We start from the raw sequence: 20,866 nt of genomic DNA, 5'->3' as shown, positions 1-20,866 counted from the left end.
CTTCATATGGAAGTGACACCCACTATCCAGATTGCTCACACGAAGGAGTGTGTAGGTATGAGCGCATCACCCCCGGCTCCCGCCGCAAGCACCGTCGCCGTCGCGGACGAGGATTGGACCAACAAGCCGCGCACCCCCATGGGCCGGCTCGTCCCCGCCGTCCTCCTGTCTCAGATTGGCTTCTATGTCGCCGTCCTGACGCCCATTCAGCTTCTGCTGACGTTGCATCTCACGTCCTTGGCGGGCGGCGGTGACGCGACGGGCGCGTTCGGCATCGTCACCGGATTCGGAGCCCTCGTCGCGCTGCTGTTCAACCCGATCGCGGGTCGCATCAGCGACCGCACCCGGCTGAAGTTCGGCCGCCGCCGGACGTGGATCCTGTTCGGCGCGCTCTCGGGTGCAATCGCACTCGTCGCGATCAGCGCCACCACCGAGGTCTGGCAGGTCGTCGTCCTGTGGTGCGTCGTTCAGGCGTGCTTCAACTTCCAGTTCGCCGCCAACAACGCACTTGTCGCGGACCAGGTCCCACCGGGTCGGCGAGGCGGCATCTCCGGCCTCGTGGGTCTTACGCTCGCCGCGGGACCACTGCTCGGCCTTGCCGTCGCCAACTCCGTCGAGCCCGGCTCCGCACTGCAGTGGCAGGCCATCGCAGCTGTCGCCGTGGTGGTCGCGGTGGTCGCGGTACTCCTCGTGCGCGATTTCCCGGCCGGTGCGCGGCCTGACCCGCAGCGACGTAGCGGAGTTGCCGGGGTCTTCCAGACCTTCTGGATCAACCCCATGCGCCACCCCGCGTTCGGCTGGGCGTGGGCAGTGCGATTCCTTGCAACGTGCGCATACGCCGGCACCTCCTACTACGCCTTCTTCTTGCTGCAGCGCTTCGGCATCTCCGCTGAGGAAGTTGGCGCAATCGTGCTCAACATCTCAGTGATTTCGATCGTGCTGTTGGCGGGGGCGAGCGTCGGAGCGGGCTACCTCTCTGATGCTGTCAAGCGGCAGAAGCCGTTCGTGATTGTCGGTGGCATCATCGCATCGTCGGGCCTTGTGCTCATGGCTTTCGCGCCATCGATCACGATGGTCTATGTCGCGGCCGCCCTCGTAGCCCTGGGCACCGGAGCATTCTTCGCCATCGATCTCGCCTTGTGCATCCGAGTGCTTCCCAACAGCGCCGACGCTGGACGTGACCTCGCAATCATCAACATCGCCAACTCGCTCCCACAGTCGCTGGTGCCGTTCATCGCGCCAGTCCTCCTGTTGATTGGCGGCTACGTCGCGCTGTTCGGGTTCCTCGCGCTGCTCGGCATCCTTGGGTCCGTCGCAGTACTGCGGATCCCCGAGATCGGACAGGAGCACAGTGCCTCTCGCTGGACAGTCCCCATTACCCGGCACAACGCCATGGACTCCACCTCCGCCTGACACCGAAAGGTCCGAATCATGAGCGTCTTCGCTTCAACCCCCATCCGACCACGAGTCATCGAGACGGTGAGTGCGTTCACCCTCACCGACACTGAGCCTGGACTCAGCCCCGACCAACTCGCGGCCCACCCTCGCAACTGGACCCCGGCAGTTGTGCCCGGCGGGGTGCACGAGTCCCTGCTCGCCGCCGGAACCATCGACCACCCTTACTACGACCGCAACGAGGGCTCCGTAGCCTGGATCGAAGAGCGTGACTGGTGGTACCGCGCCACCTTCGCAGCTCCCGTCAACCTCGAAGACGATGAGCGCCTCCGAATCGTGTTTCACGGACTCGACACCGTCGTCGACATCTGGCTCAACGACGCCCTGCTCGGCTCGCACGCCAACATGTTCCGCCCCGCCGAGTTTGACATCACAGACCGCGTCCAGGCGACCAACGACCTGCTGCTGCGGTTCTCGCCGCCACTGGCGGGACTCAGCATCCCGGCCAACATTGCCGAAGCTTTCGAGCGACTCGAGCCCGTGCTCGCCGCCGCGAAAGCCGCGGACCCGAGCGCAGAGATCGTCATGTCTGACGTTCTCGCCACGTCAACGCTGCGCCGCAAAGCAGCGTTCTCGTGGGGATGGGACTTCGCCCCGCGTGTGCCTTCGCTCGGCGTCTGGCGCCCAGTCGAACTCCAGCGTCACGGGCGCGCCGCCATGCGTGGACATCACATCCGCACGGACGCTCTCGACCTCGACCAGCGCACAGCGCGCCTGAGTCTGAAAGTCGAGACCGAAGGCCGCGCCGACGGCGAGCTCACAGCCCGCGTCTCCCTCACCTCGCCTGCAGGCGCCACCGCCGAGTATGACCTTCCGATCGTGGACGGAGTCGCAGTAGCCGCCGTGACGGTCGCCGACGTGGAACCATGGTGGACCCACGACATCGGCACCCCAGCTCTCTACGACGTCCGGATCGAACTCCTCGACAACGGAGAGGTGCGTGACGTCGCCACGGACCGCGTTGGCCTGCGCACGATCGAAATCGATCAGTCCCCCGACGTCGACGGCGGGCGGATCATGCGCTTCATCCTCAATGGCGTCCCGATCTTCGCGCGCGGCGCATGCTGGTTGCCGGCGGACATGCTCGTGGGTTCGATCCCTGACCAGCGATACCGCGATCTTGTGCGCCTCGCGCAGGACGGCAACATGAACATGCTCCGCGTTTGGGGCGGCGGGATCTATGAAGCCGACGCCTTCTACGACGCCACGGATGAACTCGGCATCCTCGTATGGCAGGACTTCAGTTTCGCCTGCGTCGACTATCCCAGCGACAATGCTGAGCTCCTCCGCGAGGTGGAGCTAGAAGCGGAATACCAGGTCACCCGCCTTCGCAATCGCGCGAGCCTCGGCATGTGGTGCGGCAACAACGAAGTGCAGGAGTTCCACGGGTTCGCGTATCAAGACTACGAGCCCGGCCCCTGGGGCTGGGACATATTCCATCGCATCCTCCCCGACGCGGTGCGCCGGTTGGACGGCAGCACGCCTTACCGCCCCGGAAGCCCCTGGGGCGAAGGAACGCCGGAAGGGTGGATGGCCGTCAACGGCGTCATGGACGGAGACCGCCATGCCTGGGAGGTGTGGCACGGCTCGGATTGGGGTGCCGGCGGCGGCCCATTCGACTCGATCGGCGAAGCCCGGCACTACCGGCGCTACGCCAAAGACAAGGGCAAGTTCATCAGCGAGTTCGGGATTCATGCCTCACCCGCCCGCTCCACCCTCGAGCGATGGATCCCTGCCGACAAGCTCGCGGTGCACAGCGAGTCCTTCGACCACCACAACAAGGATCACCCCAAGACCAAGGGCGATGCGATCCTCGAGATCATCACGGGCATCCCGAGGACGATTGACGAGTACGTCGACTACACGATGGTGTCCCAAGCGGAAGGACTCAAGTTCGGCGTCGAGCACTATCGGCGCCGCCAGCCCCACTGCAACGGAACGCTCGTCTGGCAGTTCAACGACGTGTGGCCCGGGTTCAGCTGGTCGCTCATCGACTACGACACGGTGCCCAAGGCTGGCTACTACGCCGCCAAGCGCGCTTTCACACCAGTACTCGCAAGTTTCGTCTACGAGGCGGGCGAGCTGGCACTGTGGATCAGCAACAGTGGAGCGCTGGCCGTGAACGCCGAGGCAGTCATCACGCTGCAGAGCTTCAGCGGGGAAGTGCGCGCCGACGAGCGCATCCGCATCACGGTCGACGCCGGCGAGTCCAGGGTCGTTTGGAGGCGCGAGATCGACCTCGGTGAGCGCGCGGCCAGCGACTTTGCATGGGTCGAGAGCGTCGGCGATATCTTCCTGGCAAACCGGCTGTACTTCGCCGAGATCAAGGACCTCGATCTGCCGGCCGCCAGGCTGGCAACGCGTGTGGAACGCACTGGTCCGACCAGCGCGCGGGTCACGGTCGAGGCCGATACCTTCGCTTACCTCGTGCGCGTCACGTCGCCCCATCCCACGGCCCGGTTCGACGACAACTTTGTCGACATGCGTCCCGGTACGCGGCGGGTGATATCCGTGGAAGGCCTGCCCGAGGACTTCGACCTCGCTGACCTCGCCGTAAGTGCCTACGTGGGCTGACCATCTGCACGGCTGGTCGCTCTCGCATCGCCTCAGTAATGCACGTCGCCCCACTGCTTCTGCGCTGGGGCGATGCGAGAGTGGCGAAGTCGCCTTCGCGCGGCGTGGTAGTCGCGCGCCATGCTGTGTCGATCCATGAGTCCCGCAGGGTTCTGCTGCGATCAGCGATGCCCCGACTCCAGGTCAGAACGGCCAGATGAGCGGGACGTACCAGACCGCGACGACGGCGAAGAGCACGGCGAGCGGGAGGCCGAGTTTCCAGTAGTCGCCGAACGAGTAGCCGGCCGGCTTCATGACCATCAGGTTGGCCGGGGTGGCGATCGGCGTGAGGAACGACGCGGCGCCCGCGACGGTCAGGGCCATCATGAACGGCTGGACGGAGACGTCGAGGCCCGAGGCGACGGCCATCGCGATCGGCGCGACGATCAGCACCGTCGCCGTGTTGCTGATGACCTGCCCGAGCACGATGGTCAGGAGGACGATGGCGAGCAGCGCGACGGTCGCGCCCGAGTCGCCCACCAGCGAGATCAGCCAGCCCGCGACGAGGTCGGCGGCGCCCGTCGAGAGGAACGCCGTCGACAGCGGGATCATGCCCGCCACCAGCACGACGGTGGTCCAGGAGATCGATCGGTAGGCCTGGTTCACGCCGACGGCGCCGGTCAGGACCAGCGCGACGGCGGCGAGCATCGCCGCGGCGGCCGGCGGGACGAGCCCCGTGGCGAGCAGCAGGACCATCAGGCCGAGGATCACGATCGCCCGCGAGGCCCCCTTGCCCAGGGGGACCGACCGGCGCAGGGTGCTGGGCGCGTCGACGACCATCACGCTGTCGCTCGCCTCGGTGTGGCGGGCGAGGTCGTCCCAGGAGCCCTGCAGCAGCAGCGCGTCGCCGGCGTGGAGGGTGATCTCCGCGTCGTGCAGCACCTGGTCGCCGCGGCGGGCCGACAGCACGACGAGGTCGCCGCTCGGGGTCGCCATGCCGGGGAAGATCGTCGTGCCGATCAGGTGCGAACGCGGCGCGACGACCACCTCGCTGACGCCCTCGGTGCGGCCGATGAGCGTCTCGGTCTCCGTCGTGACGGCGTAGTGGTTCTTCAGCCGACGGGTGAGGCGGCTGAGGTCGGTGGGCATGACGGCCCCGGAGCGCACGGGCAGCAGCGCGCGGCCGAACACCACGATGATCAGGACGGTCCCGACCAGCAGGGGCAGCCCGACCAGAGCGAACTCGAAGAAGCCGAACGGCCGCCCGCCCGCCTCGCGCGCGGCGTCGGACACGATGATGTTCACCGGCGTGCCGGTCAGCAGCAGCATCGAGCCCGCGTGCGCCGCGAACGCGAGCGGCAGGAGCAGCTGCGACGGGGCGATGCCAGCCGCGCTCGCGACGACCACCACCAGCGGCAGCAGCGCCGCCACCGCCCCGTTGACGCTGATCAGCGCCGTGAGCACCGCGACGAGCAGGCACACGACGATCAGCAGCGGGGTGCGGCCGGTGCCGGCGGCGCCGATCACCTTCTGTCCCGCCCACGCCGTCACGCCCGTCGAGTCCAGGGACTCGCTGACGATGAACAGCGCGGCGATGAACAGCACCGTCGGGTCGCCGAACCCCGCGAGCGCCTGCGGGAACGTCAGGACGCCCGTGAAGTACAGCGCGAGCGAGACCCCGACCGCGACGATGCCGAGCGGCACCCTGTTGCTCGCGAACGCGACGATCGCCAGGGCGAGGATCGCGAACGTCGCGACGATCGGATCCATCGAGGCTCAGCCCAGCGGCCGGAAGTCGGCCGCTGCGGCCGCGATCAGGCGCGCGCCGAAGCCGGTCGCGCCCGCGGTGCGCCACGAGTCGTCGCGCTCGGTCTGCATCGTGCCGGCGATGTCGAGGTGCGCCCACGGGGTGTCGCGGACGAAGTGGTCCAGGAACAGGGCCGCGGTCGTCGCCCCGGCGTACTTGCCGCCGAGGTTGGAGATGTCCGCGATGTCGGAGTCCAGCTGCGGGCGGTACTTCCGCTCGAGCGGGAGCCGCCACACGGACTCGCCCGTCGCCTCGGCGGCGCCCTCGACGAGGGCCGCCATGCGGTCGTCGTTCGCGAACACCGGGGCGGTGGCCTGGCCGAGCGCCATCAGCGCGGCGCCGGTGAGCGTCGCGATGTCGATGATCGCGTCGACGCCGTCCTCGTTGGCCAGCGCGATGCCGTCCATCATCGCCAGGCGACCCTCGGCGTCGGTGTTCTTCACCTCGACGGTGGTGCCGTCCCGCGCGACGAGCACGTCGCCCAGCTTGTAGGCGGTGCCCGACGGCATGTTGTCGGTGCACATCAGCCAGCCGGTGACCTTCGCCGCGACGCCGAGGCCCTGCAGCACCGTGAACGCGCCGAGGACCGCGGCCGCGCCGCCCATGTCCATCTTCATCAGCAGGTGCATCGGGTCGCTGGGCTTGAGGCTGATGCCGCCCGAGTCGTACATGATGCCCTTGCCGACGAGCCCGAGGTGGCCGGCGGCCCCGTCGGGGGAGTAGGTCAGCTTGATCATGCGGGGCTCCTCGACGGAGCCCTGGTTCACGCCCAGCAGGCCGCCGCAGCCGAGCTCGATGAGCGCGGCCTTGTCGAAGGTCTCGACGTCGAAGCCGAACCGCTCGCCCAGCGCCTCGGAGATGTCGGCGAGGTCGACGGCGGTCAGGTGGCCGGGGGGCGTGTTCGTCACGTCGCGCGCGACGACGCCGGCCCTCGCGCCCAGCAGCCCGGCCTTCAGACCGGAGGTGACGTCGTCGGCGGACGCGCCGTCGATCGCGACGGTGAGGGAGGCCAACGGGACGTGCTTCGGGTCGGACTTGAGCACGGTGTAGCGGTAGCGGGCCAGTGCGGCGCCCTCGGCGATCGCGGCCGCGGCGGACACCCCGGCGACGGGGACGGCGCCGACGACCAGGCCGAGGGTGCCGACGCGCGAGGCGGCGCGCACGAACGCGGCGGCGAGGTCGCGGAGCTTGGCGCTGTCGAGGTCGGCTGCCGCGCCGGCGCCCACCGCGACGAGCTCCGGCCCGTCGCCGGTCGGGATGATGAGCGTCTTCCCGACGGCTGCGTCGAACCCCGCGCGAGTCAGCGCGCCGCGGTCGAGGCCGAGTGCGGCGGGCACGTCACCGTCGGCGAAGACGGTGTAGCCGACCGCCTCGGCGTCGGCCGCGGGTGACCCCGCCGTGAGGCTGATGGCCTCGAGCGCGTCGAGGCCGGGCAGCACGGCGAAGTCGGCGGGGATGAGCTTGTTGGGGCTGCGGGTCATGCCAGTTCCTCCTCGGTCACGGCCGCGGGGTTGAGCGGCACGGTGTCGTCGATGTCGTCGTTGTTGTCGGGTTCGAGCTGCTCGGGCAGCTCGCCGTCGATGCGGCCGGGCATCCTGGTCGCGGGGACGATGGCCAGCAGGGCGAGCATGGCCAGGCCGAGGAGCGAGATCTGCAGGGAGCGCAGGCGGGCGTCCTCGTTGATCGCGATCGCGGCGGCGACCTCGGACTCGGAGGCGCTCGTCGACTCGAGGACGGCCTCGAGCTGCGGGTTCGTCAGGAAGTCGGCCTCGCTGATGCGGACCTCGCTGATCAGCTGATCCGAGATCTCCGGGTGCTCGACGGCCGAGGCGGCCAGCGTCGAGGCGAGCAGCCCGACGGCGAACGCGCTTGCCACGGCGATGCCGACCGAGCCGGACAGGTTGTGCACCAGGCCGCGCCAGGCGCCGACGTCGCCCGCGAGCTGCTTCGGTGCGGCCGACAGCAGCGTGTTGAACACCAGCGCGACGATCGAGCCCTGACCGAGGCCGAGCAGCACCAGGCCGATCACGATGAACGCCTGGCCCCACTCGCCGCGGATCGTGAAGGCGATCAGCGTCAGGGCGAACGCCACGACGACGAAGCCGGCCGCCGCGAGCACGCGGGGCGGGAACTTCTTGTAGAGGTAGGCGACGAACGTCGACGCCAGGAAGATCGAGATGGTGTAGGGGATGATCGAGAACGACGTCTGCATGCCCGTCAGGCCCTGCACGACCTGCATGTAGAGCGGGATCAGGAAGTTCGCGGCGGTGCCGACGAACAGCATGATCGACATGCACGCCGTGACCGCCAGCTCGCTGGACGTGGCGAGGACGCGCAGGTCGAAGATCCGGTGCTTCTGCTCGCGCTGGCGCTTCGAGACCCAGAGGAAGAAGACCTGGCCGAGCACGAGGCCGAGAACGATCAGCAGGGGTGCGGGCGAGATGCCGAGGATGGCGAAGGGCGCCTGGTCGGTCGCGTCCCACACGCCCCACGAGCTGAGGCCCGAGAACCCGAAGCTGAGCAGGATGACGGCCCCGGCCGCGATGAACGCGCCGGTCCAGTCGATCTTGAGGTCGGACTGCGCGGGGACCTTCTTGATCCGGAAGCTGAGCAGCAGGTTCACGACGCCGAGCGCGACCATCAGCGCGAACGACCAGCGCCAGCCGATGGTGCCGGCGAACCAGCCCGCGAGCAGCAGCGCGAGCACGCCGGCCAGCGGGATGGCGGCCGCGAGGAAGCCGATGGCCTTCGCCTGTCGCTCGCCGTGGTAGTTCGTCGCGATGAAGACGGTCAGCGCGGGGGCGATCAGCGCGATCACGGCGCCCGACGCGGCCTGGGCGATGAACAGCATCGCGGGGTTGACGCTGAGCGCGACCATGGCCATGGCGGCAGCGTGGATCGCGACGGCGATCTGGAACACGCCGCGCGTGCCGAAGCGGGCGCCGATCTTCGCGCCCAGCAGGATGAAGGCGGCCATCGCGAACGTGCCCGCCGTGATGGCGGTGCCGACCGAGGTGGCTGCGGTGTTCAGATCTGTGGTGATTCCGGCCATGGAAACCGTCAGAGCATTGACGGCGAACGATGCCTGGATCTGTGTCAGAACGACGACAATGAGCGGGAGCCAGGAGGCTTTCTCCCCGCCTTCAGCCGAGCGTTGCGGTGACTCCGGTTTCAGCTGTGTCATCGCCATTCCTCTCCCCAGCTCGCCCGGGCCAAGATGTCTCTGACTACGTGCGAAGCGACGAATATGACCCAGAAAAGGGCGTTATGGGCCTGATCATAGCCCCGCGCGACCGTGCCGGGGAGTCCGCGAATGGTCCATCTCATCGGAGAGGGGTAAGCGTGCGCTGGATCGGTGGTTTGCGGTCCGGCCGAAGGCGATGGAGCAGGGGTCAACCAAGACAGATCAGTGATCGATCTGGGGTTGCGACGCGTCGGCCGCGACCGTCGCCGCATCGATGTCGACTTGCCGCTCGCGGAAGCTCAGCGCAGACCGGTCGACACACACTGAATGCAGTGGGCCCGACAGATCCCGCATCCTCGGACCAGGTGGCGGCCGCCAGGAGACCTACAGCACCCGGCGCTGTCAGAGGCATGTTCGTCTCTTCTTGTGGATGGCGGAAGGCTGTCGGTGGGGTTCGATAGCGTGCTCACATGTCAACGCCGACCACGAATGTGCAGCACGAGGATCAGGCCCACTTTGATCAGGCATGGGACGCGCGGGAGGTCGCCCGAGCCAGGCTCGGGCGTCTCGGGGAGGCGGCGGCGGGACCTCGGGCGGCGATGAGCGAGGTGGCCAAGCAGGGCAGGAGACTGGCGCAGGACCTTGGCGATCCGGATGAGGCCGTCGCCATCGGGCGTATCGATGACCCCGACGAGGTTCTTTACGTCGGGCGGCGAACCATCCTGGATGCCGAGAAAGACGTCCTCGTGGTGAGTTGGGCGAGTCCGGATGCTCAGCGCTTCTACACGGCAACGGCGACCGAGCCGCAGGGGCTGACGAGGAAGCGCAGCTACACAACAAGGAAGAACCGCATTGAGTCGGTCGATGATCTCCTCTTCAAGGACCTGGCCGACCGACTTGAGCGCCTGGACGGCATGGGTGACGCTGAGTTTGATGATGTGCTCCTGAAGGACCTCGAACGCGATCGCAGTAACGAGATGCGAGACATTGTCCAGACCATTCATCAGTCGCAGTACCACATCATCAAGCGTCCGCTGGAGGACCTCCTCGTAGTGCAGGGAGGCCCGGGCACGGGGAAGACGGCGGTCGCCCTGCATCGTGTCGCCTGGCTCCTGTACAACTTCCGGGACATCCTCCCGGCCGAGAGCGTGCTGGTGGTCAGCCCGAACAGGGCGTTCACCGAGTACATCCGCAAGGTCCTTCCATCGCTAGGGGAAGGTGGGGTAGGTCACGCTGACCTGACCAGGCTCGGTCCCGTCGCGTCCACCGGGCGCACGGAGCCCTTCGAGACGACCAGGCTCAAGGGCGACTTGCGGATGGTGGAACTGCTCCGGCGAGCACTGTGGAATCGGGTCCGGCCACCGGAGGAGCCGCGGATTGCAGTGGAGACCCCGAACGGTCAGGTCCGCATTGCAGGGGATGACCTGCGGCGGACGATCGCTCGGTGGCGGAACACAGGCAGCAGTGCGCCGTACAGCGCCCGTAGAGCGGATCTGAAGCGGATCATCTCCGACCTCGTGCTGCAGCAGGCTGGTCGGCGAGCTGTAGATCAGCCCGTGATCGAGAGGGTGACAGAGCGCATCTGGCCGTCCTTGACACCGGCGCGGTTCGTTCAGGAACTCCTTGGCTCGAGGCAGAGGCTGACTGAGGCTGCGGGTGATGACTTCACTGCGGGAGACATCGAGCGGCTGTACCGGCAAGCTGCGTCGAGCCTCGGGTCGGAGGAGTGGGCCCACGCTGACGTCGCCCTGGTCGATGAGGCCGAGTGGCTCATCAACGGCCGTAGGTCGGGCCACGCCCACGTCGTCGTGGACGAGGCACAGGATCTCTCAGCCATGCAGCTGCGCTCCCTCGCTCGACTGTGCCCGACCGGCTCGTACACCATCGTCGGTGACCTGGCTCAGTCGACGGGCCCGTGGGCTCGCGATTCCTGGGATGACGTCTTCTCGGCTCTGAAGACCCGGAGCAACAAGCGGCGCCTTGAGACCCTCGAGTACGGCTATCGAGTCCCTCGCCAGGTGTTTGAGCTGGCCCGTCCACTGGTGCAGCTTGCCGCCCCGGAGGTCAGGCCGCCCATCGTTGTGCGCGACAGCTCGCGTGAGCCGGTCGTCGCGCCCTGCCATCCCGACGAGGTCAGTGGCCACGCCATTCGTGAGGCGAAGGACTATGCGAGCAGCGGCCTTCTGGTCGGCGTCATCGCGCCTGAGGCGCTGGTCGGCGATGTGCGTAGTGCATTCTCTGCTGCAAACACCAACGTCAAATCACCGGCCGATGGGCACCTCGGCACGTCCATCAACCTCATGACGGCCGCCGAATCCAAGGGGCTCGAGTTCGACGCAATCGTGGTCGTCGAACCCGCTGGAATCGTTGCCGAGTCGGCGCATGGGCTCCGTCTCCTCTACATCGCGCTCACCCGCACCACGCGCTTCGCCTCCGTCGTCTTCAGCCGCGATCTGGCGGAGATCGGCTTGTTGGGAGCACCGGTCGCGGGAGACGGCTTGTCCGTGGATCCGACGCCTAGCCTCTCCACTGGCACAGTTGCGCAACCGATGCGCGCCGATGTCCTCACCACCCCGGCAACCAAAGCACAGGGCGGCTCTGCGCGTGGGAAGAGGAATGCGCGAGCGGAGAGGATTGTGGCCGACACCGTCGCTGATATCGCTGCTGATATCGAGGCGACGCTGGCTCCCGCCCTCTACGCGCCGCTTATTGAGGCTTTGGCGGATCTGCTGGGAGTCGATTGTCTCGTCGATGACTAGGAGGCGGGTAGAGACGCCTTCATGAGCCGTCGCAGTATCCGTCGGTATCCTCCGCGGAGCACACGAGCGGTCGCGGGCTGGAGGACCTGAGGCAGCCAGGGTAGGTCGACGCTCTGCTCCCAGCGCATGCGGCTGCCGCCGGTCGTCGGGTCGACGCGGATGCAGACAGCCCCGCCGATGGCCTTGCCGAGCTTGACGATCGTCACGGTCGCGGGCCGGAAGCTCAGTTGGTCGACGCGCATCGGGTCGTCGAATCCGACGGGCCCGACAGACGTCCGCGCCACGAACACGGCCCCGACGGCGAGCTGATCGGCGGCCATTTCCGGCGTGACTCGGGTCAGCGGAATCACGCGGCTGTGGGCCCGCAGATCGAGCACCCGGCGAAGCACGTCGTCGGGTGGGGCATCGCACGTCAGCTCGATCATGAAACCTGCGGGCATCACGGCACGATATCCCGGCGTCGGCCCTGCAGATGCGACCCTCGCTGACGGTCGCCCTTCCCCGGTTCTTGGGAACGGCGTTGGTTCACGCGGGATGAGGTCCCTTCCCGTGCACAACTGTGGCCAGAGCCGAAGCACGCGGCCTATATCCGAGTGCTCCGGCTCTAGCCACAGTTGTGCACGCCGGCGCAGTCCCCTCGCTTCGCTCGGGGCGCTTCGACAGGCTCAGCGAGCCGGATCAGTGGAGGTCGTAGTGGGTTGCGATCAGGGAGCTGACGGCGGCCGCCTCGGCCTGGGCCGGCATCTCGCAGAACACGCGGAGGACGGGCTCGGTGCCGGAGAAGCGGATGGTCGCCCAGCCGCCGTTGTCGAAGTAGACCTTGCAGCCGTCGTCCCAGCCGATCCGCTCCACCTTGACGGGGAACTCCGGCAGGTCGTGATCGACGAAGATCCGCTGCATCAGCGCCTCGCGGCGCTCGGCATTGAAGCCATAGGCGTCCTCGACCATCTCGGCCTGGCCGTAGAGCTCGACCATCTCGCCCCACAGCTCGCTGAGCTTCCGGCCGCTCTTCGCGACCATCTCCACGAGCAGCGACCCGGCCTGCACGCCGTCCTTGCCGGGGATGTGACCGCGGACGGTCAGGCCGCCGGAGGACTCGCCGCCGATGACGGCGTCGGTCTCGGCCATCTTCGCGGAGATCCACTTGAAGCCGACGGGGACCTCGTAACAGACCTGGCCGTGCGCTTCGGCGACGCGGTCGAGCATGTGGGTCGTCGACATGTTGCGCACCGCCGGCCCCTCCCAGCCCTTGCTGGAGATCAGGTAGTGGTACAGCAGCACGAGGATCTGGTTCGGGTGCAGGAAGTTGCCGAGGTCGTCGATGATCCCGAGCCGGTCGGCGTCGCCGTCGGTCGCGATCCCGAGGTCGGCGCCGCTCTCCACGACGGCCTGCCGCAGCGAGTCGAGAGTGTGCGCGTTGGGGGAGGGGAGCCGCCCGCCGAACAGAGCGTCGTGCCGGGCGTTGATGACGTCGACCTGGCAGCGCGCGGTCATGAGGATCGTCTGCAGGCAGGTCTGCGAGACGCCGAACATCGGGTCGAGCACGATGTTCAGGTGGCGGTGCCGGATCGCCTCGAGGTCGAGCTGGTCCATGATCGAGTCGATGTACCAGTTCATCGAGGTCTGGAGCGTCGTCAGCGGGTTGGCGCGGACGTCCTCGACGGCGACGATGTCCGCGTCGGTCAGCAGGTTCGCGGCGTCGGCGAGCTCGTTGGTGATTTCGACCTCGGCGTCTCGCCCGCCCTCGGTGAAGATCTTCAGGCCGTTGTACAGCGCGGGGTTGTGGCTCGCGGTGACGGCCAGGCCGTAGGCGCAGCCCTTGTCGCGGACGGTCCACATGAACATCGGGGTCGGCGCGGGCCGGTCGATCAGGGTCACGGGCACGCCGTTGCCGACGAACACCTCCACCGCCCACTCGGCGGCCTCCTTCGACAGGAAGCGGCGGTCGTAGCCGACGATGACGCCCCGCTCGGCGACCCCCTCGTCCGCCATGCGGGTGCAGAGCGCCTGCACCACGCGCCGCACGTTGGCGCGGGTGAACCCGTCGCCGATGATCTCTCGCCAACCGCCAGTACCGAAGTGAATCATGGCCCCAACGTAAACCCCGGCAGCAACTTTTGCAAGAGACTTTACGAAGTCTCTTGCAATACCCTAGGGTGGCGACCATGAGCACTGAGATTGCACGGGTCCGCACGGCCCTGGTGATGGCCCGCGGACTGGGCACGCGCATGCGGGCCGCCGCGGAGGAGACGCAGCTCGACGCCGCGCAGTCGCGCATGGCCGAGCGCGGCATGAAGGGCATGATCGACGTCGGCCGCCCGTTCCTCGACCACGTCGTGTCGGCCGCCGCCGACGCCGGCGTTACGCGCGTCGTCCTCGTCATCGGCCCCGAACACGACGAGATCCGCAACTACTACGGCACGGTCCCTGCCGACAGGGTGACGTTCGAGTTCGCGGTGCAGGCGGAGCCGCTCGGCACCGGCGACGCGGTTGCCTGCGCCCGGGCGGTCATCGGCGACGAGCCGTTCTTCGTCCTGAACTCCGACAACTACTACCCGGCCTCCGCCCTTGAGCAACTGCAGGGCGTCGACGGCATGGGTCTGGTGGGGTTCGACGCGGCGGCCCTCTCGACGAAGGGCAATATCCCGGCCGAGCGCGTCCGCAGCTTCGCGCTCATCGAGGTCACCCCCGACGGCCACCTCGCGTCCATCGTCGAGAAGCCGGACGCCGAGACGTTCGCCCGGCTGGGCGCGGACGCGCCTGTCAGCATGAACTGCTACCGCTTCACCCCCGAGATCTTCGACCACCTGGCCGAGCTGACCCCGTCGGCCCGCGGCGAGTATGAGCTCACCGACGCGGTGCGCGCGGCGCTCGCGTCCGGCGACCGGATCGCGGTCGTCCGTTCCGACGAGCCGGTCCTCGACCTCTCCACGCGCCACGACGTCGCCGGCGTGCAGGCCATCCTGAAGGATCGCGAGGTCCGCCTGTGACCCGCTGGTTCGCGCCCGGCCGCATCGAGGTGCTCGGCAAGCACACCGACTACGCCGGCGGCCAGTCACTCATCATGGCGCTCGACCGCGGGGTCACCGTCGACGTGCGGCCGGCCCCCGACGGGGTGACCGCGAGCACCGACGCCGTGCGCGGGGCCGTGGAGCTGCGCTCCGCCACCGACCTCCCCGCCGGCCACTGGGCCAACTACCTGCGCGTCATCCTCGGCCGCCTCGAGCGGAACTTCGGCCGGGTAGCGCCCTGCACGATCGACATCGCGTCGACCCTCCCGCTCGCCTCGGGCATGAGCAGCTCGTCGGCGCTGCTGGTCGCGACGGCGATGGCGCTCGTGAGATTCAACGGGTTCGACGAGACCGCCGTGTGGGCCCGCGAGATCACCAGCCCAGAGGCGCTCGCCACCTACCTCGCGTGCATCGAGAACGGCTCATCCTTCGGCGACCTCGTCGGTGACAAGGGCGTCGGCACCTTCGGCGGATCCGAGGACCATACCGCGATGGTGTGCTGCCGCGAGGACCACGTCACGAGGTTCCGCTTCGGACCCGCCGTCCGTCAGGGCGACGTCCGCGTCCCCGACGGCCTGACCTTCGTGGCTGCGACCAGCGGGGTGCTGGCCGAGAAGACCGGCGCCGCGCGCGACGCCTACAACCGCGCTTCGCTGACGGCCCAGGCCGTGACTCGTCGCTGGAACGACGCGACCGGACGCGCCGATGCCCACCTCGGCGCAGCCATCACCTCCGCTCCCGATGCCGTCGACCGGCTGACCGCGCTGGTCGCCGATGACCAGGTCCTCGCGGACCGCCTCGGGCACTTCCTCGCCGAGTCCGAACGACTCGTTCCCGGCGCGGCGTCCGCGCTGGCCGCCGGCGACCTGACCTCCCTCGGCGGGATCTGCGACGAGTCGCAGCGCCTTGCCTCGACGCTCCTGCGCAACCAGGTGCCGGAGACGGACCGGCTCGCCGCGCTCGCCCGCTCGCTGGGCGCGCACGCGTCGTCCGCCTTCGGTGCCGGCTTCGGCGGTAGCGTGTGGGCACTCACGGACGGGGCCGGGGCACGTGACTTCGCCGCTGACTGGCTGGCCGCCTACCGGGCCGAGTTCCCCCAGCACGCGCTGACCAGTTCGGCGCTGGTGTCGCGACCGTCGGGGCCCCAGGGGGAGATCGTCGCCTGACCTTGTCGGGAGGCGGTAGCGTTCACGGCGGAGGCCCCATGAGCGACGTGACCACGGGTGCGGACGCGTCGACCGTCCGCCACTGGAACGAACGCGCCGTCATCGATGCCATGGAGGGCCGGGCGAACCTGCGGGTCGCGGAGGTGGCGACGCTGACCGGCCTCACGTCGGCCTCGGCCGGCGACGTGCTGCGCGGGCTGCAACGCAAGGGCTGGGTCGAGGAGCTGAGCCCGGAACGCTCCGGCATGGGCCGCCCCGCGCGCTCCTACCGCCTCCGCGAGCTGCCCGTCAGCGTGCTCGGCGTCGACGTCGGCGGACACACCGTCCGTGCAGTCCTCCTGCGCCCCGACGGCACCGTCGAGCAGGTCGGCAGGGCCGCCATCCCGGAGCCCCGCGCCGCGGTCGCGTCCATGCTCGACGCGGTCCGCCGGGCCACGCAGGGCGTAGACCCCGACGCGGTCTGGATGACCGGGGCCGCCATCTCGGGGGCGATCGACACCACCGGAACGGTCATCCGCTCGGTCGCGCTGCCGCATCTCGAGGGGCTCGACGCGCACGCCATCCTCGCCTCGGCGGTACCCGGCCCGCTGCGGATCTACCACGACACTCGCGCGGCGCTCTGGGCCGAGTCGACCGCCGTCGCGCCGCGCCACGTCATGCTGATCCACCTCGGTCGTCGCCCCAGCATCGCCTGGGTCCTCAACGGCGCCGACTATCTCGGCGCGCATGGCACGGCGGGAGACCTCGCGACCAGCGATCTCATCCAGCCCTGGGAGGGGATCGCGCGTCACGCGGGCCTGCCCGACCCCGTCGGCGCCTCGCTCGAGGCGGCCGGCGCGGGGGACAGGGAGGCCGTGTCGTCGGCGCGGGAGTTCTTCCGGCGGATCACGCCGCAGCTCGCGTTCGCGATCGCGTTGGTCGATCCGGCCACGGTCGTCGTCGCGGGGGCGCTGGCCCCTGCGGTGCGCGACCTCGGCGAGGAGTTCCGCGTGGCGGTGTCCGCGCGCGTCCAGGTTGCGCCGGAGATCCGCTTCTCCTCCCTCGACGAGTTTGCGGTGGCGTCCGGCGCGGCGCAGCTGGCGCGGGCCCGTGTCCGGCGTCTCCTGCTTGAGAACCCGGGCGGTGTGGCAGCCGCGCAGCGGTCCAGCCTGGGCGGCAGCCCGTCGGTCAGCTGACTTCCATGGCGGTCCGATCGACAAGCTATTAGTGCGGCCAATAGACTAAGTATCCAAGGTGAACGGTTCGCACTAAGCTGTCGCATGACGCGCGGCGGATGAAGGCTAGGTGGCACGCATGGCGGAGAGCACACGGACACTGCGGTCCGCGCCCGCGGTCGCCGGTCGGGTCGACCAGGCGCACATGAGGGCCGCCAACATGGGGCTCATCCTCCGGCATCTGCGATCCACCGGCGGAAGCTCCCGCGCGCGACTCGCGACCGAGACGGGCCTGTCGAAGTCGACGATGTCGAGCGTCATCAGTGACTTGGTCGAGCGAGGCCTCGTCAGCGAAGGGGCCCCCGACCGCACCGGCCTCGTCGGCCGCCCCGGCCTGCTCGTGACGATCGACGGCAGCCACGTCGCCGGCCTCGGCGTCGAGATCAACGTCGACTACATCGCGCTCACAGCGGTCGATCTCGCCGGCCGGGTCATCCGGGAGACAACGGCGCCGATCGCCGTCCAGACCCTCGAGGCCGACGCCGTCATCGACCGCGTGGCCTCCCTCGCGTCCCGCACGCTCGCGTCGCTGCGGGAGGCGGGCTTCCACGTCGTGGCCATGAAGGTCGCGGCCACCGGCGTCATCGACTACCGCTCGGGGACCGTGCGCTTTGCGCCCAATCTGGGCTGGCGCAACGTGCCGCTGATCGCCGAACTCGCCGCCCGGCTCGGCCCTGACGCCCCGCCCCTCCAGCTTGAGAGTGATGCGAAGTTTGCCGCGGTGGCCGAGTACGCCACCTACGCGGGCAGGGGCGTCGAGGACCTGCTCTACCTCACGGGCGACGTCGGCGTCGGAGCTGGCATCGTCGCGGGTGGGCGGCTCGTGCGAGGCTGGTCCGGGTTCTCCGGCGAGGTCGGGCACATGCCGCTCGACCCCGAGCGTCGTCCCTGCGCGTGCGGCCGGGTCGGCTGCTGGGAGACCATCGTGGGATTGACCGCGCTGTTCGGGCTCGTGGACCCCGACGGCACGGAACTCTCCGATCCGACGCTGCCGCTGGAGGACCGGCTGCAGATCGTCCGGGCGCGCGCGGAGGATGGCGACCGGCGGACCCTCGACGCCCTGGCGACGATCACGGCCAACCTCGCCACGGGCGTGTCGATCCTCGTGGACATCCTCAACCCGCAGGTCGTCGTGCTCGGCGGCTACTTCGCGTACTTCGGCGACCAGCTGCTCGCCCCGCTGGGTGCCGCACTCGGGGCCCGTCGGATGGACGAGGGCAGTTCGGTCGAGCTCGCCGTCAGCTCCATGGGGATCATCAGCGCCTCGCGAGGGGCCGCCCAGGCGGCCATCGAGGGCGTGTTCGTCGACCCGACGAGCGTCCCACCGCTCGCCTGAACTGATCATTTCGCACTGAGCCCTCCCGTCTTCATTGACACGGCCCGACACGCCTGCCTAATATTTCGACCACCGGCCGAACGAATCAATGACGAGGCCGCGCACCAGCCGCACCAGCACAAGGAGGCGCGATGACGGCACCTGGCCGACTGACCCTGCCGATCGAGACCGGACTCGACGACCAACTCGTCGGACTGCTCGAGAGGCTCGGCGCCGACGCCGTGCGCAACTCGGACGGCACGGAGCTGCCGGCGATCGTCGGCGAGCTGGCCGCCAAGGTCTACGCCACCTACTTCGTCGGCCGCGGCGACCAGGAGTGGGCCGACGCCCACCCGTCGGAACTGACCCGCAGCTACCTGATGTCCGAGCGGACCCCGGCCCTGGCCGACGGCGATCTCGAGATCCCGCTGATGGCCGGCTGGTACGCGCTGCAGGTCACGCCCGACCTCGGCTGCGATGTGGACCGCTGGTGGCAGGTCATCGACCGCACCACCGGAGAGACCCTGCCCCCGGGCACCTGGCGGGTGTCGGGTGAGGGCGCGGACACCGTCGTGACGGTGACCGGGGCCGTCGCGGGCCACGTCTACACCGTCGACTTCCTCGCCGTGCAGACCTGGGACCCCACCCAGATGTACAACTACATCACCAACGACTGGGCCGACGACCCGTCGCGCATCCGCGAGTCGCCCTTCGACGTGCGTCACCCCGCGACCTGGGAGCACGTCCGCTCCTCGCTCGACGGCTGGCTGGGCGACCATCCCGAGGTGGACGTCGTCCGGTTCACCACGTTCTTCTACCACTTCACGCTGGTGTTCGGGCCCGACGCGAAGGAGCGCTTCGTCGACTGGTTCGGCTACTCCGCCTCCGTCTCCGTCGAGGCGATGGAGCAGTTCGAGGAGCACCTCGGCTACGCGCTGACCGCCGAAGACTTCGTCGATGAGGGCTACTACAACTCGTCCTTCCGCGTCCCGACCCGCGCCTTCCGCGACTGGATCGACTTCCAGCACCGCTTCGTCACCGACCGTGTCCGGCAGCTCGTCGACGCCGTCCACGCCTCCGGCAAGGAGGCGATGATGTTCCTGGGCGACAACTGGATCGGCACCGAGCCCTACGGCACGCTCTTCGCGTCGACGGGCATCGACGCGGTCGTCGGCTCGGTCGGCTCCGGCGCGACCTGCCGCATGATCAGCGACATCCCCGGCGTCCGCTACACCGAGGGCCGGCTCCTTCCGTACTTCTTCCCCGACGTGTTCCACCCCGGCGGCGACCCCGTCACCGAGGCCAACGCCTCCTGGCTGCAGGCCCGCCGCGCGATCGTGCGCTCCCCGCTCGACCGCATCGGCTACGGCGGCTACCTCAGCCTCGCCCTCGAGCACCCGGACTTCGTCGACCGGATGGAGCAGATCGCCGACGAGTTCAGGGCGATTCACGACCGCGGCGAGGGCCGCCGGCCCGCCAGCGCACCCTTCCGCGTCGCGATCCTCAACGCGTGGGGCCGGCTGCGCAGCTGGCAGACGCACATGGTCGCCCACGCGCTCTGGTACCGCCAGGCGTACTCATACCTCGGCGTCCTGGAGGCCCTCGCCGGCCTGCCGTTCGAGGTGGACTTCCTGAGCTTCGACGACATCCGCGACGGCGTGCCCGACGGCGTCGGCGTCCTGATCAACGCCGGCGCGCTGGGCACCTCGTTCTCCGGCGGCAGCGCATGGGGCGCCCCCCGGGTCCAGGCCGCGGTCCGGTCGTTCGTCGCCGCGGGCGGCGGCCTCGTCGGCGTCGGCGACCCCACCGCCCACATCGACGGCGGAGTCACCTTCCAGCTGGCCGACGTGCTCGGCGTGGACCGCGAGCTCGGCTGGGGGCTGTCCACCAACCGGCCCTTCGACACCGTCGAGCGGCACTTCATCACCGCCGACCTCGGGGCGGGCCTCGACGTCGGCGAAGGCACCCCGGACATCGTCGCGTTCACCCGCGACGTCGAGGTGCTCGCCGCGGGCCGCGGCACCGTGCAGGCCGCCGCGTCGCACTACGGCGAGGGTCGCGGTGTGTACCTGGCCGGCCTGCCCTACAGCCATGAGAACGCGCGGCTCCTGCACCGCGCGCTCTACTGGGCCGCCGGGCGCGACAGCGCGTTCGGTGAGTGGATCGCCGACGACCCGCGCGTCGAGGTTGCCCACTACCCGGAGAGCGGACAGTTCGTCGTCCTCAACAACACCGACGAGCACGTCCGGACGACGGTTCGGGGCGGGGGCGACGACTGGGTCGTCGAGCTCGACCCGTACGGCCACGCATGGGTGGAAACCCGTGAACTCCGCCGATGAGCAAGACCGGGCACGTGGCCCGGAGCGTGCGAGCGTCCACGGTGGACGCGGCGCGAATCGCAA

The 20,866-nt window shown here is 69.0% G+C and carries 13 protein-coding genes; 8 read left to right on the top strand and 5 right to left on the bottom strand.

Annotated features, from left to right (window positions below):
* The first annotated feature begins 6 nt into the window (after nt 1-6).
* Both KDB89_RS14265 and KDB89_RS14260 read left to right on the top strand, forming a co-directional pair.
* Nucleotides 7-1,413: an MFS transporter gene (locus KDB89_RS14265; protein ID WP_219082150.1), complete on the top strand. Its 1,407-nt coding sequence runs from the start codon at nt 7-9 to the stop codon at nt 1,411-1,413.
* A gap of 18 nt (nt 1,414-1,431) precedes the next feature.
* Nucleotides 1,432-4,029: a glycoside hydrolase family 2 protein gene (locus KDB89_RS14260; protein WP_219082148.1), complete on the top strand. Its 2,598-nt coding sequence runs from the start codon at nt 1,432-1,434 to the stop codon at nt 4,027-4,029.
* A gap of 183 nt (nt 4,030-4,212) precedes the next feature.
* Here KDB89_RS14260 and KDB89_RS14255 read toward each other — a convergent pair whose 3' ends face one another.
* Genes KDB89_RS14255 through KDB89_RS14245 form a run of 3 tightly spaced genes read right to left on the bottom strand, consistent with a single transcriptional unit; the run spans nt 4,213 to nt 8,999 of the window.
* Complete coding sequence (locus KDB89_RS14255) at nt 4,213-5,778, bottom strand: SLC13 family permease (protein ID WP_219082146.1); 1,566 nt, start codon at nt 5,776-5,778, stop codon at nt 4,213-4,215.
* A 6-nt stretch (nt 5,779-5,784) separates the two neighbouring features.
* Nucleotides 5,785-7,296 (bottom strand): leucyl aminopeptidase family protein, encoded by a 1,512-nt coding sequence (locus KDB89_RS14250; RefSeq protein ID WP_219082145.1) that lies wholly within the window; start codon nt 7,294-7,296, stop codon nt 5,785-5,787.
* A complete protein-coding gene (locus KDB89_RS14245; protein ID WP_219082143.1) occupies nt 7,293-8,999 on the bottom strand; it encodes an MFS transporter in 1,707 nt (568 codons plus the stop codon). Before KDB89_RS14245 ends, KDB89_RS14250 begins: the two co-directional genes overlap by 4 nt.
* Before the next feature lie 470 nt (nt 9,000-9,469).
* Between KDB89_RS14245 and KDB89_RS14240 the strand changes: the two genes are divergently transcribed.
* The gene (locus KDB89_RS14240; RefSeq protein ID WP_219082141.1) at nt 9,470-11,758 is read left to right on the top strand and encodes a HelD family protein; all 2,289 of its coding nucleotides are present in this window, start codon (nt 9,470-9,472) and stop codon (nt 11,756-11,758) included.
* Here the strand turns inward: KDB89_RS14240 and KDB89_RS14235 are convergent.
* Together KDB89_RS14235 and KDB89_RS14230 are read right to left on the bottom strand one after the other, a co-directional pair.
* Nucleotides 11,755-12,198 (bottom strand): SRPBCC family protein, encoded by a 444-nt coding sequence (locus KDB89_RS14235; protein WP_219082139.1) that lies wholly within the window; start codon nt 12,196-12,198, stop codon nt 11,755-11,757. The genes KDB89_RS14240 and KDB89_RS14235 overlap by 4 nt on opposite strands.
* Nucleotides 12,199-12,436: 238 nt before the next feature.
* Nucleotides 12,437-13,846, bottom strand: coding sequence for a phosphoglucomutase/phosphomannomutase family protein (locus tag KDB89_RS14230; RefSeq protein WP_219082137.1), 1,410 nt, complete (start codon nt 13,844-13,846; stop codon nt 12,437-12,439).
* A 77-nt stretch (nt 13,847-13,923) separates the two neighbouring features.
* Between KDB89_RS14230 and KDB89_RS14225 the strand changes: the two genes are divergently transcribed.
* The 5 genes from KDB89_RS14225 (at nt 13,924) to gnpA (ending at nt 20,803) form a co-directional block, all read left to right on the top strand.
* Nucleotides 13,924-14,748 (top strand): nucleotidyltransferase family protein, encoded by an 825-nt coding sequence (locus KDB89_RS14225; RefSeq protein ID WP_219082135.1) that lies wholly within the window; start codon nt 13,924-13,926, stop codon nt 14,746-14,748.
* The gene (locus KDB89_RS14220; protein ID WP_219082133.1) at nt 14,745-15,935 is read left to right on the top strand and encodes a galactokinase family protein; all 1,191 of its coding nucleotides are present in this window, start codon (nt 14,745-14,747) and stop codon (nt 15,933-15,935) included. Before KDB89_RS14225 ends, KDB89_RS14220 begins: the two co-directional genes overlap by 4 nt.
* A 38-nt stretch (nt 15,936-15,973) precedes the next feature.
* Nucleotides 15,974-17,110, top strand: a complete 1,137-nt coding sequence (locus KDB89_RS14215) for an ROK family transcriptional regulator (RefSeq protein WP_219082131.1) — start codon at nt 15,974-15,976, stop codon at nt 17,108-17,110.
* A gap of 118 nt (nt 17,111-17,228) precedes the next feature.
* A complete protein-coding gene (locus tag KDB89_RS14210; RefSeq protein ID WP_219082129.1) occupies nt 17,229-18,485 on the top strand; it encodes an ROK family transcriptional regulator in 1,257 nt (418 codons plus the stop codon).
* Between the two features lie 131 nt (nt 18,486-18,616).
* On the top strand, nt 18,617-20,803 hold the full coding sequence (gnpA, locus tag KDB89_RS14205; RefSeq protein WP_219082128.1) for a 1,3-beta-galactosyl-N-acetylhexosamine phosphorylase: 2,187 nt from the start codon (nt 18,617-18,619) through the stop codon (nt 20,801-20,803).
* Nucleotides 20,804-20,866 lie beyond the last annotated feature (63 nt).

This window comes from Tessaracoccus palaemonis, assembly GCF_019316905.1.
Taxonomy (GTDB): Bacteria; Actinomycetota; Actinomycetes; order Propionibacteriales; family Propionibacteriaceae; genus Arachnia; species Arachnia palaemonis.
Note: the sequence above shows the minus strand (reverse complement) of the source record. Positions and strands in the feature narration are given on the sequence as shown.